This window comes from Aeromonas encheleia, from assembly GCF_900637545.1.
Lineage (GTDB): Bacteria > Pseudomonadota > Gammaproteobacteria > Enterobacterales > Aeromonadaceae > Aeromonas > Aeromonas encheleia.
Window position 1 is genome coordinate 4,028,765 of the sequence record NZ_LR134376.1, and the last position, 18,572, is coordinate 4,047,336.

Here is an 18,572-nt window from a genome sequence, read left to right on the forward strand (position 1 = left end):
TTGTTGTCTTGACCTAAAAAGAGACTCGCACTCGCTTTTTGAAAACGGGGCGGGTCACATCAGGATATCAGGCATCCGGCTGGCCGAGCATGGCTCTGAGCTGCTCTTCGAGCGTGGGCTCAGGTGCCTTGAGAGTCTCGAGGAACAGGGCCTCGATCCCGGCCTTGTCCCGGCTCTTGACGATAAACACCAGCCTGGATTGGGCCCGCCCTTCCGGCCACTCCCCCAGGGTCTGCAGCGGATAGAGCTGGCCGTGGACGCCGTGGATCACCACCGGCTGACTCTCTCCCTCCAGCAGCAGTATCCCCTTGAGCCGCAGCAGGGCATCGCCGTATTGGGCCTGCACCGCATCGATGGCGGCCAGCAGGCGAGACGGCCTGAGAGGCTCGCCGATGCGCAGGGAGAAGCTCTCGATGTTGCCGTGCTCGAAGTGGGTCGGGGTGGCGGTGCCCACCCTGGCCGCGACCGGCGTCATCCTCGGCTGCAGTGGCGAGGCCAGCCCCTGCTTCGGGGATTCGGTGCGCAGCCAGGCCAGCAGCTGGCGCACATCGCGCCCCGCCGCCTCGTTGTAGGCGCCGAGCTTCTCCAGCACGGTCGGCGACAGCTCGCCATTGCTCACCCGCTGGATCGGCGCCGCCGGGTTGAGCAGTGCCAGCCGGGCTTCCACCCGCGCCAGCACCTCGGTCTCCACCAGGTCGCCCTTGCTCACCACCAGCAGATCCGCCAGCGCCACCTGCTTGACCGCCTCGTACTGCTGGCCGAGCTGCTGCTCGATATGGCCGGCATCCACGACGGTGACTGTGCCATCGAAGCGGTAACGCTGGGCGATGAAGCCCTCCTCCTTCAGGGTGAACAGCACGGGGGCCGGATCCGCCAGCCCGGTGGTCTCTATGATGAGCCGCTTGAAGGGTTTGATCTTGCGCTGGATGGCCTTCATAAACAGCCCCTGCAGCGCCTCCACCAGGGAGCCCTGCACCGAGCAACAGATACAGCCGGAATCGAGCAGCATCACCTGCTCGTCCACCTGCTGCACCAGATGATGATCCAGCCCCACAGAGCCGAACTCGTTGATCAGCACCGCGCATTCGCCGAGCTCAGGCTGCTTGACCCAGTGGTTGAGCAAGGTGGTCTTGCCGCTGCCGAGGAAGCCGGTCAGCAGGGTGACGGGAATGCGGGTATCTTGCATATCGGTCATGTTAGCGCCTCACCGGTTGGCAAACAGATCGGCGAGCCAGCGGTTTTCGAACCGGCCGCAGGGATCGAGCTCGGCCTTGAGGGCCAGGAAGTCGTGCCAGCGCGGCAGCAGGGCCGGGAAGTCGTAGAGATCCATCGCCAGGTGCTTGCCGAAGTGGGGAATGCCGCCGAGCGGCACCAACAGTTGTTGCAGCTCGCGCATCTGCTCCATGGAGCCATTGACGAAGGTGCCATCCGCCGCCAGATAGACCAGGAAGCCGACCCAGCACACCGACTGGTCATAGGCCGCGCTGAGCCAGGCCTCGGAGGGGCCGGTGCAACGCAGGATAAAGGGGTAATGCAGCACGCCGGGGTTGGCCTGCTGCCAGCGCTGCAGGATCTCCAGCGCCTCGGCCATGCGGTGCAGCGGCACCGCCACCTCGCAGTTGATCTGGGGCGCCGGTATCCCCTTGCAGAGGATCTGGTAGACGTTACCCACCAGATCGGAGGCGTCCTTGAAGCGGCGCACCGTCTCGAAGTGCTCCCCGAGCCGCGCCTCGTCCTTGGTGTCCTTGGCCATCTTCTGCAGGGTGGCATCTATGGTGGCATTCATGCGGGCATCTATGTCCCCCTCCAGCAGCAGCGGCTCGCTGCCCGCGGCGCGGTAACGCTCGACCTCCTCGTCACTGGCGGGATCCACCAGCCAGATGTGGCTCTCGCCGGTCCAGGCGAACCACCAGCTCTTCACGAAGCCGTGCTCGCGGTTGAGCCGCTCGTTGTGCTCCAGCAGGAAGGGGTAGTCGGTGGTGAACTTGGTGCAGCGCATGATGCGGTTTGGCACCGTGCGCAGGGTGACGTCGAGCAGTATGCCGAGCATCCCCATGCCCATCACGAAGGCGCCGAAGCGCGGGTCGGTGCGATCAACCCGGATGAGGTCGCCATTGGCCAGCATGAGGGTCATGGCCTCCACCGCATCGCACAGGGCGGACTGGTGCAGCCCCTGGCCGTGGGTGCCGGTGCTGAGCGCGCCCCCCAGGGTCTGGATGCCGATGACCCCCGGCGAGGCGGGCAGCATCCGCTCCATGGCGATGAGATCGGCGTAGACGGTATCGAGCGGCGTCCCCGCCTGATAGGTGACGCTCTCCTCCGTCTTGCTGAGCTGGCCGCGCAGATGGTGCAGATCCACCAGCAGCGCCTGGCTGCCCTCGGCATAGACGCTGTGGATGGGTTCGAAGGAGAGCCCTGAGCCGATCAGCCGCAGCTTGCGCTCGGGATGTTCACGCAGCAGGCGTTGCAGCTGGTCGCGGCTGGTCGGGCGCCACACCTGCTCCAGCGCACCGAGGGGGTTGGTCCTGGACCAGTTGAACAGCACCTCTCGATTGCCAATCGCCTTGATGCTGTGAAATGCCTGGAACCTGACCGTCATACCGCGCCTCATCTGACTTCAAAATGAGCGTCAATTCTACCGAAAAGTGAGCCGCAAGGCATGAAAAACAAGCCCCTACAGTCGAGGGGGTGGATAACGAAGGCCTGACCCGTGCAAAGCGGGGATGCTGGCGGCCATCGCAAGGCCCAAGCGCGATCAGCTGGCGAGCGACATGACCCGGCTGGCCGCCTCCGCCCGCAGCATCGCACAAAACTGCCGGAGCGGCACCGGGCGACCGAACAGATAGCCCTGCAGGTAGGTCACCTTGCCCTTGAGATAATTCGCCTGCTGGCGGGTCTCGACCCCTTCGGCGATCAGGGTCAGTCCGAGCCGGCTACCGAGATCGATCACGTTGTCGACTATGTGCTTGGACAGGGATTCGGTGCCGATCCGGCCGATGAAGGATTGATCGATCTTGAGGTAGTCCACATTGAATTGCTGCAGATAGACCAGGCTGGAGTGGCCGGTGCCGAAGTCATCCATGGCCAGCCTGACCCCCATCTCGTTCAGTTGCCTGAACAGCGAGAGGGTATGGGGATCCGCCACCAGCAGCTCACGCTCGGTCAGCTCGAGCACCAGCACCACCTTGCCCGGCTCGAAGCGGGCGAGAAACTCGCGACACTCCCTCAGCAGGATGTAGTCGCGGCAATGGGCCGCGCTGATGTTGAAGCTGATGTGAAAACCTTCGGGCAGACGCCGCTGTTCGGCGGCCAGCCGCTGGCCCACCTCCGCCATGATGAGGCTGGTCATGGGCACGATCAGACCGCTGACCTCCGCCTGGGGAATGAACAGGTCCGGGCGGATCAGGCCCGCGTTCGGATGCTGCCAGCGCATCAGCACCTCGGCCCCCATGATCCGCTCGCCATCGGTCGACACCAGGGGCTGCAGGAAGGGGACAAATTCCCGCGCCTGCAGGGCGCGCGCCAGCTCGTTGGCCGGGGAGCGAGGACGACTCAGCAGCCACCACATGAGCAGGGCAAAGCCGATGCAGATCCCCGTCAGCACCAGCAGTCCAAACCAACGGTGCTGCAACAACCCTTGCCAGCTGGTGGAAAACTTCTGCCCCACGTAAATGGCGAGGGGATAATCCTGCGAGTGCAGCATGACATGGGCCTCGCCGGACAGGGCGGGGGCCTCGCTGAAGAAGTTGCCCTGCTCGTCGAGCCAGTGGCTACCGACGTTCAGCATCAGCTCGAGGGAGGGAATATGAAGGCTCAGGATGAAGCTGAGGTAGTCGCCATCGATCAGCGCCAGGGTGGACGCCTCCCCCTGCACGGCCCGCACCGCCAGGAAGGGGTGACCATTGCGAACGGGGCTGCTGTTGCTCAGCAGCAGCTGCCCCTGGCTGTATTTCTCCGCCGCATAGGGCATCTGATAGGAGCCGAAGAAGGAGGTGCAGTAGATGTTGCCCTCGTGCGCCAGATTGACCGAGCGGATGAAAGACTCCATGGCCGCCTTCTCCCTCAGGTCAAACAGCACGGCTTCGCAGGGCTTGCCCAGCAGCGGCAACGCATTGCGGTTGGCCTCCTTGGCATGCCCCAGCATGTTTTCCAGCATGGTCATGGCGCGATCCGCCGCCTGATTGGACTCCAGCAACAGACCCGCCTGATAACGGTTGTACAACGCCCAGCTGCCGAGCAGCATGGGCAGTGTGAATACCAGCAAGGTGATGGTCAGACGCAGCCAGGGCCGAGCCGTGTCGAACGCGGGGGAATAGGTCATGGGTGGTCCTGCTGCACAAGGACCGCCATGTTAACGATAGAAACTGAACCCAGGCCTAACCGTACAAAAAACAACCACACGAAGATGTTCTGGTGGGCGCCATGAGGCGCCCCTAGGCAAGATCCGCGAGCCTCGGCGCCGCCGACCCGGCTTCCGGCTGCAGCTCGGCGCAGAACTGCGGCAGCGGGATCGGCTGACCGAACAGGTAGCCCTGCAGATAGTCGACCCCCTTGTCGCGCAGATAATCGGCCTGCGCCTCGGTCTCGACCCCTTCCGCCACCAGCGCCAGCCCCAGCCGCGAGCCCAGATCGATGACATTGTCCACTATGTGTTCGGAGAGGGACTCGGTGCCGATCCGGCCGATGAAGGAGCGATCGATCTTGAGATAGTCCACGTGGAACTGCTGCAGATAGAGGAGGCTGGAATGGCCGGTGCCGAAGTCATCGACCGCCAGCTTGACCCCCATCTCGTCCAGCTGCTTGAACAGGGAGAGCGTGTGCGCGTCCGCCACCAGCAGCTCGCGCTCGGTCAGCTCCAGCACCAGCACCACCCGGCCCGGGATGAAGTGCGCGAGGAAGCCGCGGCACTCCTCCAGCAGGGAGAGATCCCGGCAATGGGCCGCACTGATGTTGAGTCCAACATGGAAGCCGTCCGGCAGCTTGTCCTGCCGGGCCGCCAGTTGCACGGCCACCGCCTGGATCAGCTGGCTGGTCATGGGGACTATCACCCCGCACTCCTCGGCCTGGGGAATGAACAGGTCGGGGCGGATCAGACCAGAGCTCGGGTGCTGCCAGCGCATCAGCACCTCGGCCCCCATCACCTTGCCGTCGCCACTGGTCACCAGGGGTTGCAGATAGGGCACGAACTCCCGCGCCCGCAGCGCCCGCTTCAGCTCCCCCTCCATGGAGCGTGGCCGCCCCAGCAGCCACCACACCAGCAGCGAGATGCACAGCGAGAAGCCCAGCAGCATCAGGATGGTCAGGTGCCTGACATGCCACAGCGCCCCCCAGATGGAGGGCAGTTCGAAACCGGCATAGACGGAGAGCGGATAGTGCTCGGACTTGAGCTTGTGCACCGCCAGGGTCGGCAATCTGTGATAGCCCTCCATCAGGTGCCCCTTCTCATCCAGCCAGGCGTTGCCCACATGCAGCTGCACCTCCCCCGAGACCGGGGCACTCAGGGCCAGCATCAGCTTCAGGTATTCGCTGTCGATGGTGCTGAGCACGGCCCCATCCTGCGATTCGGTGCGCACCGCCAGCATGGGGTGATTGGCCCTGACCGGGTTGCCCGACAGCAGGCGCAGGAAGCCCCCGCTGTAGGCACCGACATCGTCCTCCCAGTGCACATCCCCGAACAGCGAGTTGCAGTAGACCCCGTAGTCGTTGATGAGGCTGGCGCTACGGACGAAAGGGGCCAGCGTGACCTCCCTGCGCAACGTCAGCAGCGAGGTTTTGCAGGGGTGCCTGATCAGCGGGAAGATGTTTCTGTTGGCCCCCTCGGCATGATGCAGCATCGCCTCCATCAGGCGTACCGCCTTGGTGGCGGCCAGCTCGGATTGCTTGTCCAGGGTGTGCAGATAGTTGCTGTGCAGCTCCCACAGGCCCACCGAGGTCGGGAGCGCAAACACCAGCAAGGCACATAACAGCCGCCAGCAGGGGCGCGCGGCATCTAATCCCAATAGAAACATTGTCTGACCATCCAGGAATGAGGCGGATAGAACGACCAGCCCCATGACATCGGCACCTCGCCGGCATGAGGCCCAGAGTCGCAGCCAAAAAAGCGGGGCATGATACAGCGGCCGATCCGTTGCGCTCACGAACCAGATCAGTTTTTACTCAATAAAGAGAGAAATGCGTCGAGGGGGATGGCGGGGCATGGGGGCGTTCCCCTCCCCTTATCTCGCCAGCGTCAGGCCGCAGGATCCTGAGGCGTCTCAGTCTGCTTGGCGCCATGAAAAAGCCCCGACATGGGCCGGGGCTTTTTATCAGACTGCGTGCGCCGCGTCGGCGCCCAGCCTTACACCGCTTGCTGCAAGATCACCGCATCGGCCTTCTTGGTATAGGAGGCGATCTCGTTGAAGTTGAGGTAGCGATAGGTATCGGCCGCGGTGGCATCCAGCGCCTTGGCGTACTGCAGGTACTCCGCCACGGTCGGGATCTTGCCGGTGATGGCGGCAACCGCGGCCAGCTCGGCGGAGGCCAGGTAGACGTTGGCGCCCTTGCCCAGACGGTTAGGGAAGTTACGGGTGGAGGTGGAGACCACGGAAGCCCCCTCCGCAACCCGCGCCTGGTTACCCATGCACAGGGAACAACCCGGGATCTCGATGCGGGCACCGACCCGGCCGAAGATGCCGTAGTAGCCCTCTTCGGTCAGCTGATCCTTGTCCATCTTGGTGGGCGGGGCTATCCACATGCGGGTCGGCAGCTCGCCCTGGTACTTCTCGAGCAGCTTGCCGGCGGCGCGGAAGTGGCCGATGTTGGTCATGCAGGAGCCGATGAACACCTCATCGATCTGGCAACCAGCCACGTCGCTCAGCAGGCGGGCATCGTCCGGATCGTTCGGCGCACAGAGGATGGGCTCCTTGATAGTGGCGAGATCGATCTCGATGATTTCGGCGTACTCGGCATCCTTGTCCGCTTCCATCAGCACCGGATTGGCCAACCACTCCTCCATCCCCCTGATACGGCGGGTGATGGTGCGCACGTCGCCGTAGCCTTCGGACAGCATCCACTTCAGCATGACGATGTTGGACTTGAGGTACTCGATGATCGGTGCCTGATCCAGCTTGATGGTGCAACCGGCGGCGGAGCGCTCGGCGCTGGCGTCGGCCAGCTCGAACGCCTGCTCCACCTTCAGGGTCGGCAGCCCCTCGATCTCGAGGATACGGCCGGAGAAGATGTTCTTCTTGCCTGCCTTCTCCACGGTCAGCAGGCCGCGCTGGATGGCGGCGTAGGGGATGGCATGGACCAGGTCACGCAGGGTGATGCCCGGTTGCAGCTCGCCCTTGAAGCGCACCAGCACGGATTCCGGCATGTCCAGCGGCATCACGCCGGTGGCGGCGGCGAAGGCCACCAGACCGGAGCCCGCCGGGAAGGAGATCCCGATGGGGAAACGGGTGTGAGAGTCACCACCGGTGCCCACGGTGTCCGGCAGCAGCATGCGGTTCAGCCAGGAGTGGATGACGCCGTCACCGGGACGCAGGGAGACGCCGCCGCGGTTCATGATGAAGTCCGGCAGGGTGTGGTGGGTCTGCACGTCGATGGGCTTCGGATAGGCGGCGGTGTGGCAGAAGGACTGCATGGTCAGATCGGCGGAGAAGCCGAGGCAGGCCAAGTCTTTCAGCTCATCCCGAGTCATCGGGCCCGTGGTGTCCTGGGAACCGACCGTGGTCATGCGGGGCTCGCAGTAGGTGCCGGGACGGATGCCCTGCACGCCGCAGGCCTTGCCCACCATCTTCTGGGCCAGGGTGTAACCCTTGCCGGTGTCGGCCACAGGCACAGGGCGACGGAACACGGTGGAGAACGGCAGCGCCAGCGCCTCGCGCGCCTTGTCGGTCAGGCCGCGGCCGATGATCAGCGGGATACGGCCACCGGCGCGCACCTCGTCGATCAGCACCTCGGTCTTGAGGGTGAACTCGGCCAGCACCTCACCGGTGCCGTGGCGGGTGATCTTGCCCTCATAGGGGAAGATGTCGATCACATCGCCCATCTCCAGCTTGGAGACATCCACCTCGATGGGCAGGGCGCCGGCATCTTCCATGGTGTTGAAGAAGATGGGGGCGATCTTGCCGCCGAGGCAGACGCCACCGGCACGCTTGTTCGGCACGAACGGGATGTCGTCGCCCATGAACCAGAGCACCGAGTTGGTGGCGGACTTGCGGGAAGAGCCGGTACCGACCACGTCACCGACGTAGGCCAGCGGGAAGCCGGTCTGCTTGAGCTCTTCGATGGCCTTGACCGGGCCTATCACGCCATCCTTGTCCGGGGTGATGCCGGGGCGGGCGTTTTTCAGCATGGCCAGGGCATGGAGCGGGATATCGGGACGGGACCAGGCATCCGGTGCCGGTGACAGGTCATCGGTGTTGGTCTCACCGGTCACCTTGAACACGGTGACGGTGATCTTCTCGGCCAGGGCCGGGCGGTTCAGGAACCACTCGGCATCGGCCCAGGACTGCAGCACCCGTTGGGCGTGCGCGTTACCGGCCTTGGCCTTCTCTTCCACGTCGTGGAAGGAGTCGAACATCAGCAGGGTGTGGGAGAGGCCCTTGGCAGCAAGAGGGGCCAGCTCGGCATCATCCAGCAGATCGATCAGCGGCTGGATGTTGTAACCACCCTGCATGGTGCCGAGCAGCTCGACGGCTTCGGCCGCGGTCAGGATCGGGGAGTGCGCCTCGCCCTTGGCGACGGCGGTGAGGAAACCGGCCTTCACGTAGGCCGCTTCATCAACACCAGGTGGAATTCGGGAGGACAACAGTTCTTTCAGAAAATCTTGTTCACCGGCGGGCGGGTTCTTGAGCAGTTCAACCAGGGCGGCGACTTGCTCTGCATCCAGAGGTTTGGCAACCACGCCCTCGGCGGCACGTTCTGCGACGTGTTTACGGTAGGTTTCAAGCACGACTAATTCCTCTTTGGTCTTTTTTTTGGGGTTCGCCCAAGCTCGCGGCGATCGTCCTTGCGGGACACCCGTAGGGTGCCCCCCACTATATAAGTTTTAACGAGTAAGTAAAATCCAAACCCTGCTCACTTATTCACCAAACCAACATAACCATCTAACCTTGCTCAGGTTTTTTAAAAGTACAAAAAACGCGCCAGACACAAATTAACAAAAAGGCAGCATTTAGCCCTTATTCAAAGGTGGTGCCCAATTGCAGATAGAACATGTCGTGGCCCCCCTCCGCCACGCCATAACCGAGGAAGATGGGGCCGAGGAAGCTCTCCACCCCCACATAGACGGAGCCGGAGGTGTAGGAGGACTCCAGGCTGATGTCCGCGCCCTTGTCCCAGACCCCGCCCTGCTCGAGGGAGCCGCCGAGGAACAGCGGTGCCTTGACCGCGCCGAAGTCGTTGTCCGCCACCCGATAGATGTAGCGCAGACCGCTGAACAGGCTGTAGCGGCCGCTCAGCTGGTAGTGCTGGAAGCCGGACAGCCGGAACAGACCGCCGAGATCCTGCACGAACAGCGGCACCTCTTCCTCCGAGGTGGAGCCGCCCCCTTCCAGCATCAGGTTGAGGCTGTGTCGCCCCCATGACCATGGCTTGATCAGCGCCAGGTGATAGTTGATCCCCTCGGTATTTTCGGTCGGCTCATTGGTCGGTTCGACCTTGATGTGGGAGTAGCCGCCCTTGATGTCCCAGTAGATCCCCTCGTAGGGGAAGTAGCGACTGTCGAGGGTATCGTGCTCGAAGCGGACATAGGGTCCCCAGGAGGAGGCATCCGCATCCGCATCGGACAGGTTCTGAATATCGACGCTGCCCACCTTGCCCTCCAGCCCCAGGGACAGCCGGCTCCAGGGCTGACGGTTCCAGCCGACGGAGAGATCCACGCTGGTGAAGCTGTACTCCGAGTCCAGATAACTCACGCCGGACGTCTGCACCTCATCCTCCGGGAAGAAGACCCGGCGCTGGGTCTTGTCATAGGCCAGACTCGCCTCGCCGAAGAAGGTCTGGGAGGGCTCGAGCGGGGTGTAGAAGTCGGTCTTGAGGTGCTTGGCCGTGCCCAAGGAAGCCTCGGTCAGCCACTCGGCCCCCCAGTCATTGACGTTGGTCAGGTTGTAGGACATGCCGACGTTGTAGTTGGAGGTGCTCTCGAAATCATCGGAGAAACCGAGCTGGAAGTTGAGATAACCCGGCCCCCAATTCTTCTCGCTGGCATTGACCACCAGCACGTTCTCACCACTCCGCTCCTCCACCTCATAGGTGATGCGATCGAACGACTCCAGCGCATAGAGCCGGCGGATGCCCGCCTCCAGGCTCTCATAGGTCTGCACCTTGTCCGGGCGCACCTTGAGCATGGCGCGCACAGTGTCGTCGGAGAGGCGCGACTTGTTGACGATCTCCACCTTGTCGATGTAGTAGGCCGGCTGGCCGCTGCGCTCGGCGCGGCGGCTCAACTTCTGGTTGCGGTAGTCGGCATAGCGTTCCGGCGAGAGCGACAGGGCATCGAGCTGGCTAGAGGCGCGGTTGGCCACCACCTCCCCGACCCGGATCCCCTCCGGCATGCGGGCAAAATCGGCGATGCCCATGTCGCCGAACTCGGGACTGAGCAGCACATCCTTGGGCCCCAGCAGGGCCTTCTGCTTGTCGGTGCCGACCTGGGTCATGTAGGTGGTGAGCTGATCGATCATCGCCAGCCCCGATTTCAGCGACTCGCGGGTGCGCAGCTTGGCACCTATGTCCACCGCGATGACGATGTCGGCCCCCATGGCCTTGGCCACGTCCACCGGCATGTTGTTGACAGTGCCGCCGTCGGCCAGGATATGCCCCTCCCACTCCACCGGCTTGAGGGCGCCGGGGATGGACATGGAGGCCTGCATCGCCTTGGCGAGGCTGCCGTGATCCAGCACGAAGGGGGTCACGGTTTCCATGTCGGTGGCCATGGCGCGGTAGGGGATGGGCAGGTTGTCAAAACTCTTCTGCACCGGCAGGTTGGAGGTCGCGTGACGCAGCAGGCTGGCCATGGACTGGCCCTGGAAGAAGCCGTCCGGCAACTGGACAGAATCACCATTGACGCCGATGTCGGTACGCAGCTGGTATTTCTCGCTCTGCTGCTTCTTGCGCAGGGAGAGTTCATCGCGGCCGACCTTGTCCTGATAGCCCTTGTTCCAGTCGATGGAGAGGGTCATGCGCTCCACCTCCTCGGCGCTGAGCCCCATGGCGTACATGCCCGCCACGTAGGAGCCCATGCTGGTGCCTACTACTATGTCGACCGGGATGCGCTTCTCTTCCAGCACCTTGAGCACCCCGATGTGGGCCGCCCCCTTGGCGCCGCCGCCGCTCAGCACCAGCGCGATCCTGGGTCGATCAGACTGGGCCGCCGCCATGAAAGGCAGAGTCGCCAGCAAGAGCAGAAGCAGGTGGGTCCATCCCCGATGAAAGATGCGCATATGATTGTCCATTGATCCAGTGCGAGCCGAGTGAGCCGTGATGCCTACTATAAGATGAGGAACTGTAACCGCAACTGCCTGTGCTGGCGAGATTTCATCAAGATCCCGTCGGCCGGCCGGGAGCATGGGCGGCGTCAATCCAGTCCCGGCCTGATGTGAGCGCAAACGTTAATCGGCAATAAACGCCGGCATCGCCTCAAGGGCGCGGGTCGGCGGCCGCTAATATGGGCTCAACCTTCGGCCCACACTCCCGAGTCACCCTATGTTTGCAAGCCTGACACTCAAACAGAAAATTCTGGCCACCGTCATCCTGGCCGTGGCGCTCTCCTGCCTGCTGGTGGGTTACTTCAGCCAGCGCTCGGCCCAGCAGCTGATCGAGGCCCGCATGTTCGAGCAGGAATTGCCGAACCTGACCCAGCGCATCGGCAAGGAGATCGAGAAGGATCTCACCTCGGTCGCCAATGCCGCCAAACAGCTCGCCAACGATCGCTTCGTGCTGGACTGGGTGGCCCGTGGCATGCCCAAGGAGCAGGAGTCCATCCTCGTCGACCAGCTCAAGGACATGACCGCCCAGTACGGCCTGGTCACCGCCTCCTTCGCCGATCGGCAGAGCGCCGCCTACTACAACCAGGACGGCTTCCTGCGCAACCTGACCCCGGAGCAGGATGGCTGGTTCTACGGCTACACCAAGAGCCCGCAGGATCTGATGCTCAGCATCTTTCGCGAGAGCAATGGCGAGGTGAAGCTGTTCGTCAACTTCCAGCAGCTCGACGGCCGCGGCCTGGCGGGGCTCGCCAAGTCCCTCGACAGCATGGTCAGCATGCTGGCCAACTTCCGCATCGGCGACAGCGGCTTCGTGTTCATGACAGATGGCAGCGGCAAGGTGAAGCTGCACCCGGACGCAGCCCGCATCGACCGCGACACCCTGTCCCAGCTGGCCGGGGCCAGTGCCGCTGGCCTGCTGACCAAGCAGGCGTTCGCCGCCACCCACGCCGAGATCGATGGTCAGCCGGTGGTGCTCGCCACCAGCTATATTCCGCTGCTCGACTGGTACCTGGTGGCCCAGGTACCGGAGGCCGAGATCTACGCCGAGCTGGATCGGGCCCGCTTGCACATCCTGCTGGTGAGCCTGGCGATCGCCGTCGGCATGGGGCTGCTCGGCGTGCTGCTGGCAGGCTCGGTCAGCCGCCCGCTCAACGAACTGGCCCGCCTGTTCCGCGAACTCGGCAGTGGTGACGGGGATCTGACCCAGCGCCTCAAGGTGGAGGGCCGGGACGAACTCGCCCAGGTCGCGACCGGCTTCAACAACTTCGTGGCCAAGATCCACGGCTCCATCGAGCAGGTGGCCAGCAACTCCCGCCAGCTCGCCGCCACCGCCAACGAGGTGGCCAGCAAGGCCCAGCTGACCCAGCACAACTGCACCGCCCAGCGCGATCGCACAGTGCAGGTGGCCACCGCCATCCACGAGATGGGCGCCACCGTCGGCGAGATCGCCGGCAACGCCTCCCTGGCCGCCGACGTGGCCAAGCAGGCCAACGAGCAGGCCGATGCAGGCGCCCTGATGGTGGCCCAGGCACGCCACGGTATCGTCGGCCTCTCCGACGAGATCGAACAGGTATCCGGCGTCATCGAGTCGCTGGCCAACCAGACCGACTCCATCGGCAGCATCCTCGACACCATCCGCAGCATCTCGGAGCAGACCAACCTGCTGGCGCTCAACGCCGCCATCGAGGCCGCCCGTGCCGGTGAGCAGGGCCGTGGCTTCGCCGTGGTGGCCGACGAGGTGCGCAACCTCGCTAGCCGCTCCGCCGCCTCCACCGCCGAGATCCAGGGCATGATCAACCGCCTGCAGGAGCAGAGCGCCCGCGCCGTCAGCGCCATGACCCAGGGCCGCAGCCAGAGTCTGGCGGTGGTGGCCCAGGCCGACGAGGCCGATGCGGCCCTCGGCCAGATCACCGGCCATATCACCCAGATCAGCGACATGAACATCCAGGTCGCCACCGCCACCGAGGAGCAATCCAGCGTGGTCGGCGAGATCAACCGCAACGTGGAAGACATCAACCAGCTGACCATGGAGACCGCCGACATCGCCCACCAGCTGACCGAGTCTAGCCGCAGCCTGCAGCAGCTCTCTGGCGAGCTCGACAAACTGGTCGGCAACTTCCGGCTCTGAGTCTCCTCCGCCCTTTCCCCTCATCCAGGGAGCGCAGCCGCGCTCCCTTTTGGCGACAACGGCAAGCCATGACGCAGCACCGCCAACTCGACTCAGGATCCCGGCAGAAATGACGCATAATCAGAGGAGAACCAAGGAGAACGGAAATGGGTAAACTGATGATGGTAATGGTACTGGGGGCGCTGTTGTCGGCCTGCAGCAGCGGGCCGGTGCGAGTGCACGGCGCCGATGTCAGTGTGGATGACACCCGGATCCGGGTCTACGACGGCCATAATGATGGCTATTACGATGATGACTATCACGGCGGCCAACGGGGTCATTTCTGTCCCCCGGGACAGGCCAAGAAAGGGCGCTGCTAGCGCCTTTTTTTATGGCCGTCATCTGCTGGTCGGCCTGCTGCAAGCGCGCGTCCAATACAGGCGCCGCCGGATCTTAGTGCTCCACCCCGGCGACACAGATCCATAGGGTCTGCCCCCTCCCCTCGACCATCCCCTGTCCTCCCTCTGTACTGAGCCCCACGGCATAGCGCCAGATCACACCGGATCCCATGCCGGCATCGACTACCATATCAGCCGGGATACGCCTCTCTTCCACTGCCTCGAGTCCCGCTATGGGCCACGCCCTTGACGCTTCCCCCGCTCGGCACCGAGTCAATTCAGGCTCGAACCGATCGCTCGCCGGACGCCCCTCTACAGGATGCAGACAGTTGGCCGGAACGGCTCTCCCTCAACACCATCTCGTGCCGCTCTGGCCGGGCATATCAGCCATTCCACCATAGGGTGGCGCCGGCATGGCGCGGCAATGAAACGGCGACGTAAGCAAGAGCGCATCGCTGCTGGTCATGACCTTCTAAATACGCGTTCTGCCCCATACTTGAGGGAACACCGCATGCTCCCTGTTATGCCAGCGGCAAGTCATGACGCAACGCCACCAACGCACCCCGGTGTCCATGGGGAACGGCAGCATAATCAGGGGAAACCATAGGAGGTTGTTATGGACAAGCGGATTCTGATGGTACTGCTTGGCGCGCTGCTCACCGCCTGCACCAGTGGCCCTATACGGGTACATGGCGCAGATTTCAGTGTGGACGATGCCCATATCCGGGTCACTGACGGCTACTACCGCTACCATGGGGGTCATTACTATCGCTATTACGATGACCACCATCGCCACGATGGCTATTACCGCCGCTATTACGATGACCGCCACCCCGATCGCTATTACTACCGCCATGATGGCCACCACCATCGCCAGGAGGGTTATCGCTCCTTCTGCCCGCCAGGCCAGGCCAAGAAAGGGCGCTGCTGACAGCCGGCTGCCAGGTGACAGGCAACAAAAAAGCCGCTCATGGGAGCGGCTTTTTCATCACGGCAGGAAGAAGATTATTTCTTCTTCTTGGCCTTGGCGTTCGGCAGATCGGTGATGGATCCTTCGTACACTTCGGCAGCCAGACCCACGGACTCGTGCAGAGTCGGGTGAGCGTGGATGGTCAGCGCCAGATCTTCGGCGTCGGCACCCATCTCGATGGCCAGACCGATCTCACCCAGCAGTTCACCACCGTTGGTACCGACGATGGCACCACCGATGACGCGATGGCTGTCCTTGTCGAAGATCAGCTTGGTCATGCCGTCGGAGCAATCGGAGGCGATGGCGCGGCCGGAGGCAGCCCAGGGGAAGGTGGCGACTTCGAAGTTCAGGCCCTGTTGCTTGGCTTCCTTCTCGGTCAGACCGACCCAGGCCATCTCTGGCTCTGTGTAGGCGATGGACGGGATCACTTTCGGGTCGAAGTAGTGCTTCTTGCCGGCGATGACTTCGGCCGCCACGTGGCCTTCGTGCACACCCTTGTGCGCCAGCATCGGCTGACCGACGATGTCACCGATGGCGTGGATGTGAGCGACGTTGGTACGCAGCTGCTTGTCCACCTCGATGAAACCGCGCTCGTTGACGGCCACACCGGCTTTCTCGGCGTCCATCAGCTTGCCGTTCGGCACACGACCGACCGCGACCAGCACGTTGTCGTAGCGAACCGGCTCGGCCGGGGCGTGCTTGCCTTCGTAGGAGACGTAGAGACCGTCTGCACGGGCTTCAACTGCGGTGACCTTGGTCTCCAGCATGATGTTGAATTTCTTGGCAACACGCTTGGTGTAGATCTTGACGATGTCTTTGTCGGCAGCCGGCACCAGCTGATCGGCAAATTCCACCACGTCGATCTCGGAACCCAGGGAGGAGTACACGGTACCCATCTCCAGGCCGATGATGCCGCCACCGATGACCAGCAGCTTGCCCGGAACTGTGGTCAGTTCCAGCGCATCGGTTGAATCCCATACACGCGGGTCATCGTGGGGGATGAACGGCAGCTTCACCGGACGGGAACCCGCGGCGATGATGGCGTTGTCGAAGGTGACTGTGGTCTTGCCGTCGTCCCCGGTCACTTCCAGCGTGTTCGGGCCGGTGAACTTGCCGAAGCCGTTCACAACCTGGACCTTACGCATCTTGGCCATGCCGGCCAGACCGCCGGTCAGCTGGTTGATGACCTTCTCTTTCCACAGACGGACCTTGGTGATGTCGGTCTGGGGGGCACCGAACACGATGCCGTGATCGGCCAGCGCCTTGGCTTCTTCGATGACTTTAGCGACGTGCAGCAGTGCCTTGGACGGGATGCAGCCCACGTTCAGGCAGACGCCACCCAGGGTGGAGTAGCGCTCGACGATAACGGTATCCAGACCCAGATCGGCGGCACGGAAAGCAGCGGAATAACCGGCAGGGCCGGCACCCAGTACTACGACCTGAGTTTTGATTTCTTTACTCATCATGACCTCTTTGTCGTTCTATATCCCCGGACAGCACAGTCTTATGCCAAAGAAGGCGGCTGCAGCCGTGAAAAAAACGGGGCAAGTTTATAATTTTGTTAATGAAATGAGAAGTGAAAAGGGCGAGCTCTGTGCTCGCCCTCTCATTTACATTTACAGAACCAGTCGACGAATGTCGGACAGCACACCACTCAGAGTGGTGACGAAGCGAGCACCGTCAGCACCGTCGATGACGCGGTGGTCATAGCTCAGCGCCAGCGGCAGCATCAGACGCGGCACGAACTCCTTGCCATTCCACTTCGGCTTCATCTCGGACTTGGAAACACCGAGGATGGCCACTTCCGGCGCGTTGACGATCGGGGTAAAGCTGGTACCGCCGATGCCACCCAGGCTGGAGATGGTGAAGCAACCGCCCTGCATGTCGGCAGCGGTCAGCTTGCCGGCACGGGCCTTCTTGGAAATTTCGGCCAGGTCGCGGGACAGCTCATAGATGCCCTTCTTGTTGACGTCGCGAACGACCGGTACTACCAGGCCCCCCGGAGTGTCAACCGCCACACCGATGTGGATGTACTTCTTCATGATCAGCTTGCTGCCGTCTTCGGACAGGGCGCTGCAGAAGCGCGGATGCGCTTCCAGGGCCTTGGCGGCGGCTTTCAGGATGAACACCAGCGGGGTGATCTTCACATCCAGCTTCTGCTTCTCGGCCAGCATGTTCTGCTCTTTGCGGAACGCTTCCAGATCTGTGGTATCGGCTTCGTCGAACTGGGTGACATGAGGGATCATGGCCCAGTTGCGGTGCAGGGCAGGACCGGAGATCTTCTGGATCCGGGTCAGTTCCAGCTCTTCGACCGGACCGAACTTGCTGAAGTCCACCTTCGGCCATGGCAGCACGTTCATGCCGTTGCCATTGCCGGTACCGGCAGCAGGAGCGGACTCGGCGCGCTTGACGGCATCCTTCACGTAGGCTTGCACGTCTTCTTTGACGATGCGGCCCTTGCGACCGGAGGCCTTCACCTTGGCCAGGTTGACGCCGAACTCACGGGCCAGACGACGCACGGCCGGAGAGGCGTGGACGTAGGCATCGTTGGCAACGAAGTCGGACGAAGCGGCAGCCGGGGCAGCGGCCTGAGCCACCGGGGCAGCAGGTGCAGCGGCAACGGGTGCAGCAGCCTGGGCAACCGGGGCGGCGGCAGGCGCGGCGCCAGCCACTTCGAATACCATGATCAGGGAACCGGTAGAGACCTTGTCACCGGCCTTCACCTTGATTTCCTTGACGATACCGGCGAACGGCGCAGGTACTTCCATGGAGGCCTTGTCACCTTCGACCGCGATCAGGGACTGGTCGGCTTCGACCTTGTCACCCACGGCGACCATGATCTCGGTCACTTCCACTTCGTCACCGCCGATGTCAGGTACGTTGACCTCTTTGGCAGCGGCGGCAACCGGGGCTGCAGCCACGGGAGCGGCTGCCTGAGCCGGGGCAGCCACGGCGGCAGGTGCGGCACCCGCCACTTCGAATACCATCACCAGGGAACCGGTAGAAACCTTGGCGCCGGCGGCAACCTTGATTTCGACCACGCGGCCCGCGAAGGGTGCCGGCACTTCCATGGAGGCTTTGTCACCTTCCACGGCGATGATGGACTGGTCGGCTTCGACCATGTCGCCCACGGCAACCATGATCTCGGTCACGTCCACTTCGTCGTCACCGATGTCCGGTACGTGCACGTCTTTGCGAGCGGCAGCAACAGGAGCAGCCGGCGCTGCAGCAGCAACCGGGGCGGCGGCAGCCGCACCCTCGGCTTCGAAGATCATGATCTGGGAACCGGTGGCAACCTTGTCGCCCACCTTGATCAGGATCTCTTTGACGATACCCGCGGCCGGAGCCGGGACTTCCATGGAGGCCTTGTCGCCTTCTACCGCGATGATGGACTGGTCGAGCTCGACCTTGTCACCCACGGCAACCATGATTTCGGTCACTTCAACTTCATCGGCACCGATATCCGGCACCATAATCTGCTTGGACATTGTGATTTATCCTCTTACGCGTACGTTTATCGCGTTAACCTTGGCAAGAGCAGGTTCCGGCTCGTTGTTGCCGTCCGAACCCTGTGTTTGTCCTCTTACCCTTATGTCGCATTAACCTGGGCAAGGCCCTGTCCGGCACGC

11 protein-coding genes are annotated in these 18,572 nt (G+C 63.0%); 3 read left to right on the forward strand and 8 right to left on the reverse strand.

Annotated elements, in window-relative coordinates; all coding sequences use genetic code 11:
• Positions 1-67: 67 nt before the first annotated feature.
• The 6 genes from EL255_RS18685 to EL255_RS18710 all read right to left on the reverse strand — a co-directional run bounded on the left by EL255_RS18685 (position 68) and on the right by EL255_RS18710 (position 11,423).
• Positions 68-1,195, reverse strand: coding sequence for a CobW family GTP-binding protein (locus EL255_RS18685; RefSeq protein ID WP_042653192.1), 1,128 nt, complete (start codon positions 1,193-1,195; stop codon positions 68-70).
• Positions 1,196-1,204: 9 nt separating this feature from the next.
• Positions 1,205-2,599, reverse strand: a complete 1,395-nt coding sequence (locus EL255_RS18690; protein ID WP_042653193.1) for a D-arabinono-1,4-lactone oxidase — start codon at positions 2,597-2,599, stop codon at positions 1,205-1,207.
• A gap of 156 nt (positions 2,600-2,755) precedes the next feature.
• Positions 2,756-4,321 (reverse strand): EAL domain-containing protein, encoded by a 1,566-nt coding sequence (locus EL255_RS18695; RefSeq protein ID WP_042653194.1) that lies wholly within the window; start codon positions 4,319-4,321, stop codon positions 2,756-2,758.
• Positions 4,322-4,433: 112 nt separating this feature from the next.
• Positions 4,434-6,008, reverse strand: a complete 1,575-nt coding sequence (locus tag EL255_RS18700; RefSeq protein WP_042653195.1) for an EAL domain-containing protein — start codon at positions 6,006-6,008, stop codon at positions 4,434-4,436.
• Between the two features lie 329 nt (positions 6,009-6,337).
• Positions 6,338-8,935, reverse strand: a complete 2,598-nt coding sequence (acnB, locus tag EL255_RS18705; protein ID WP_042641451.1) for a bifunctional aconitate hydratase 2/2-methylisocitrate dehydratase — start codon at positions 8,933-8,935, stop codon at positions 6,338-6,340.
• Between the two features lie 229 nt (positions 8,936-9,164).
• A complete protein-coding gene (locus EL255_RS18710; RefSeq protein ID WP_042653196.1) occupies positions 9,165-11,423 on the reverse strand; it encodes a patatin-like phospholipase family protein in 2,259 nt (752 codons plus the stop codon).
• A gap of 262 nt (positions 11,424-11,685) precedes the next feature.
• Here EL255_RS18710 and EL255_RS18715 point away from each other — a divergent pair, with 262 nt between their 5' ends.
• From EL255_RS18715 to EL255_RS18725, 3 genes are all read left to right on the forward strand, one after another.
• Positions 11,686-13,596: a methyl-accepting chemotaxis protein gene (locus EL255_RS18715; protein ID WP_042653197.1), complete on the forward strand. Its 1,911-nt coding sequence runs from the start codon at positions 11,686-11,688 to the stop codon at positions 13,594-13,596.
• A 146-nt stretch (positions 13,597-13,742) separates the two neighbouring features.
• A complete protein-coding gene (locus EL255_RS18720; RefSeq protein WP_042653198.1) occupies positions 13,743-13,955 on the forward strand; it encodes a hypothetical protein in 213 nt (70 codons plus the stop codon).
• Between the two features lie 634 nt (positions 13,956-14,589).
• Positions 14,590-14,904 carry a hypothetical protein gene (locus EL255_RS18725; RefSeq protein ID WP_084228324.1) on the forward strand — a complete coding sequence of 105 codons (315 nt, stop codon included), beginning with the start codon at positions 14,590-14,592 and terminating at the stop codon, positions 14,902-14,904.
• Between the two features lie 74 nt (positions 14,905-14,978).
• Here the strand turns inward: EL255_RS18725 and lpdA are convergent, their stop codons facing one another.
• Positions 14,979-16,406 (reverse strand): dihydrolipoyl dehydrogenase, encoded by a 1,428-nt coding sequence (gene lpdA, locus EL255_RS18730; protein ID WP_042653200.1) that lies wholly within the window; start codon positions 16,404-16,406, stop codon positions 14,979-14,981.
• Positions 16,407-16,559: 153 nt separating this feature from the next.
• Entirely contained in the window at positions 16,560-18,431 is a 1,872-nt protein-coding gene (gene aceF, locus EL255_RS18735) for a pyruvate dehydrogenase complex dihydrolipoyllysine-residue acetyltransferase (protein ID WP_042653201.1), read from the reverse strand.
• Between the last annotated feature and the right edge of the window lie 141 nt (positions 18,432-18,572).

Bases quoted from the DNA above. Each gene is read 5' to 3' on its own strand.
- EL255_RS18725 (WP_084228324.1), top strand. From the start codon at position 14,590: ATGGACAAGCGGATTCTGATGGTACTGCTTGGCGCGCTGCTCACCGCC.
- aceF (WP_042653201.1), bottom strand. From the start codon at position 18,431: ATGTCCAAGCAGATTATGGTGCCGGATATCGGTGCCGATGAAGTTGAA.
- EL255_RS18720 (WP_042653198.1), top strand. From the start codon at position 13,743: ATGGGTAAACTGATGATGGTAATGGTACTGGGGGCGCTGTTGTCGGCC.
- EL255_RS18700 (WP_042653195.1), bottom strand. From the start codon at position 6,008: ATGTTTCTATTGGGATTAGATGCCGCGCGCCCCTGCTGGCGGCTGTTA.
- lpdA (WP_042653200.1), bottom strand. From the start codon at position 16,406: ATGAGTAAAGAAATCAAAACTCAGGTCGTAGTACTGGGTGCCGGCCCT.
- EL255_RS18690 (WP_042653193.1), bottom strand. From the start codon at position 2,599: ATGACGGTCAGGTTCCAGGCATTTCACAGCATCAAGGCGATTGGCAAT.
- EL255_RS18710 (WP_042653196.1), bottom strand. From the start codon at position 11,423: ATGCGCATCTTTCATCGGGGATGGACCCACCTGCTTCTGCTCTTGCTG.
- EL255_RS18715 (WP_042653197.1), top strand. From the start codon at position 11,686: ATGTTTGCAAGCCTGACACTCAAACAGAAAATTCTGGCCACCGTCATC.
- EL255_RS18685 (WP_042653192.1), bottom strand. From the start codon at position 1,195: ATGACCGATATGCAAGATACCCGCATTCCCGTCACCCTGCTGACCGGC.
- EL255_RS18695 (WP_042653194.1), bottom strand. From the start codon at position 4,321: ATGACCTATTCCCCCGCGTTCGACACGGCTCGGCCCTGGCTGCGTCTG.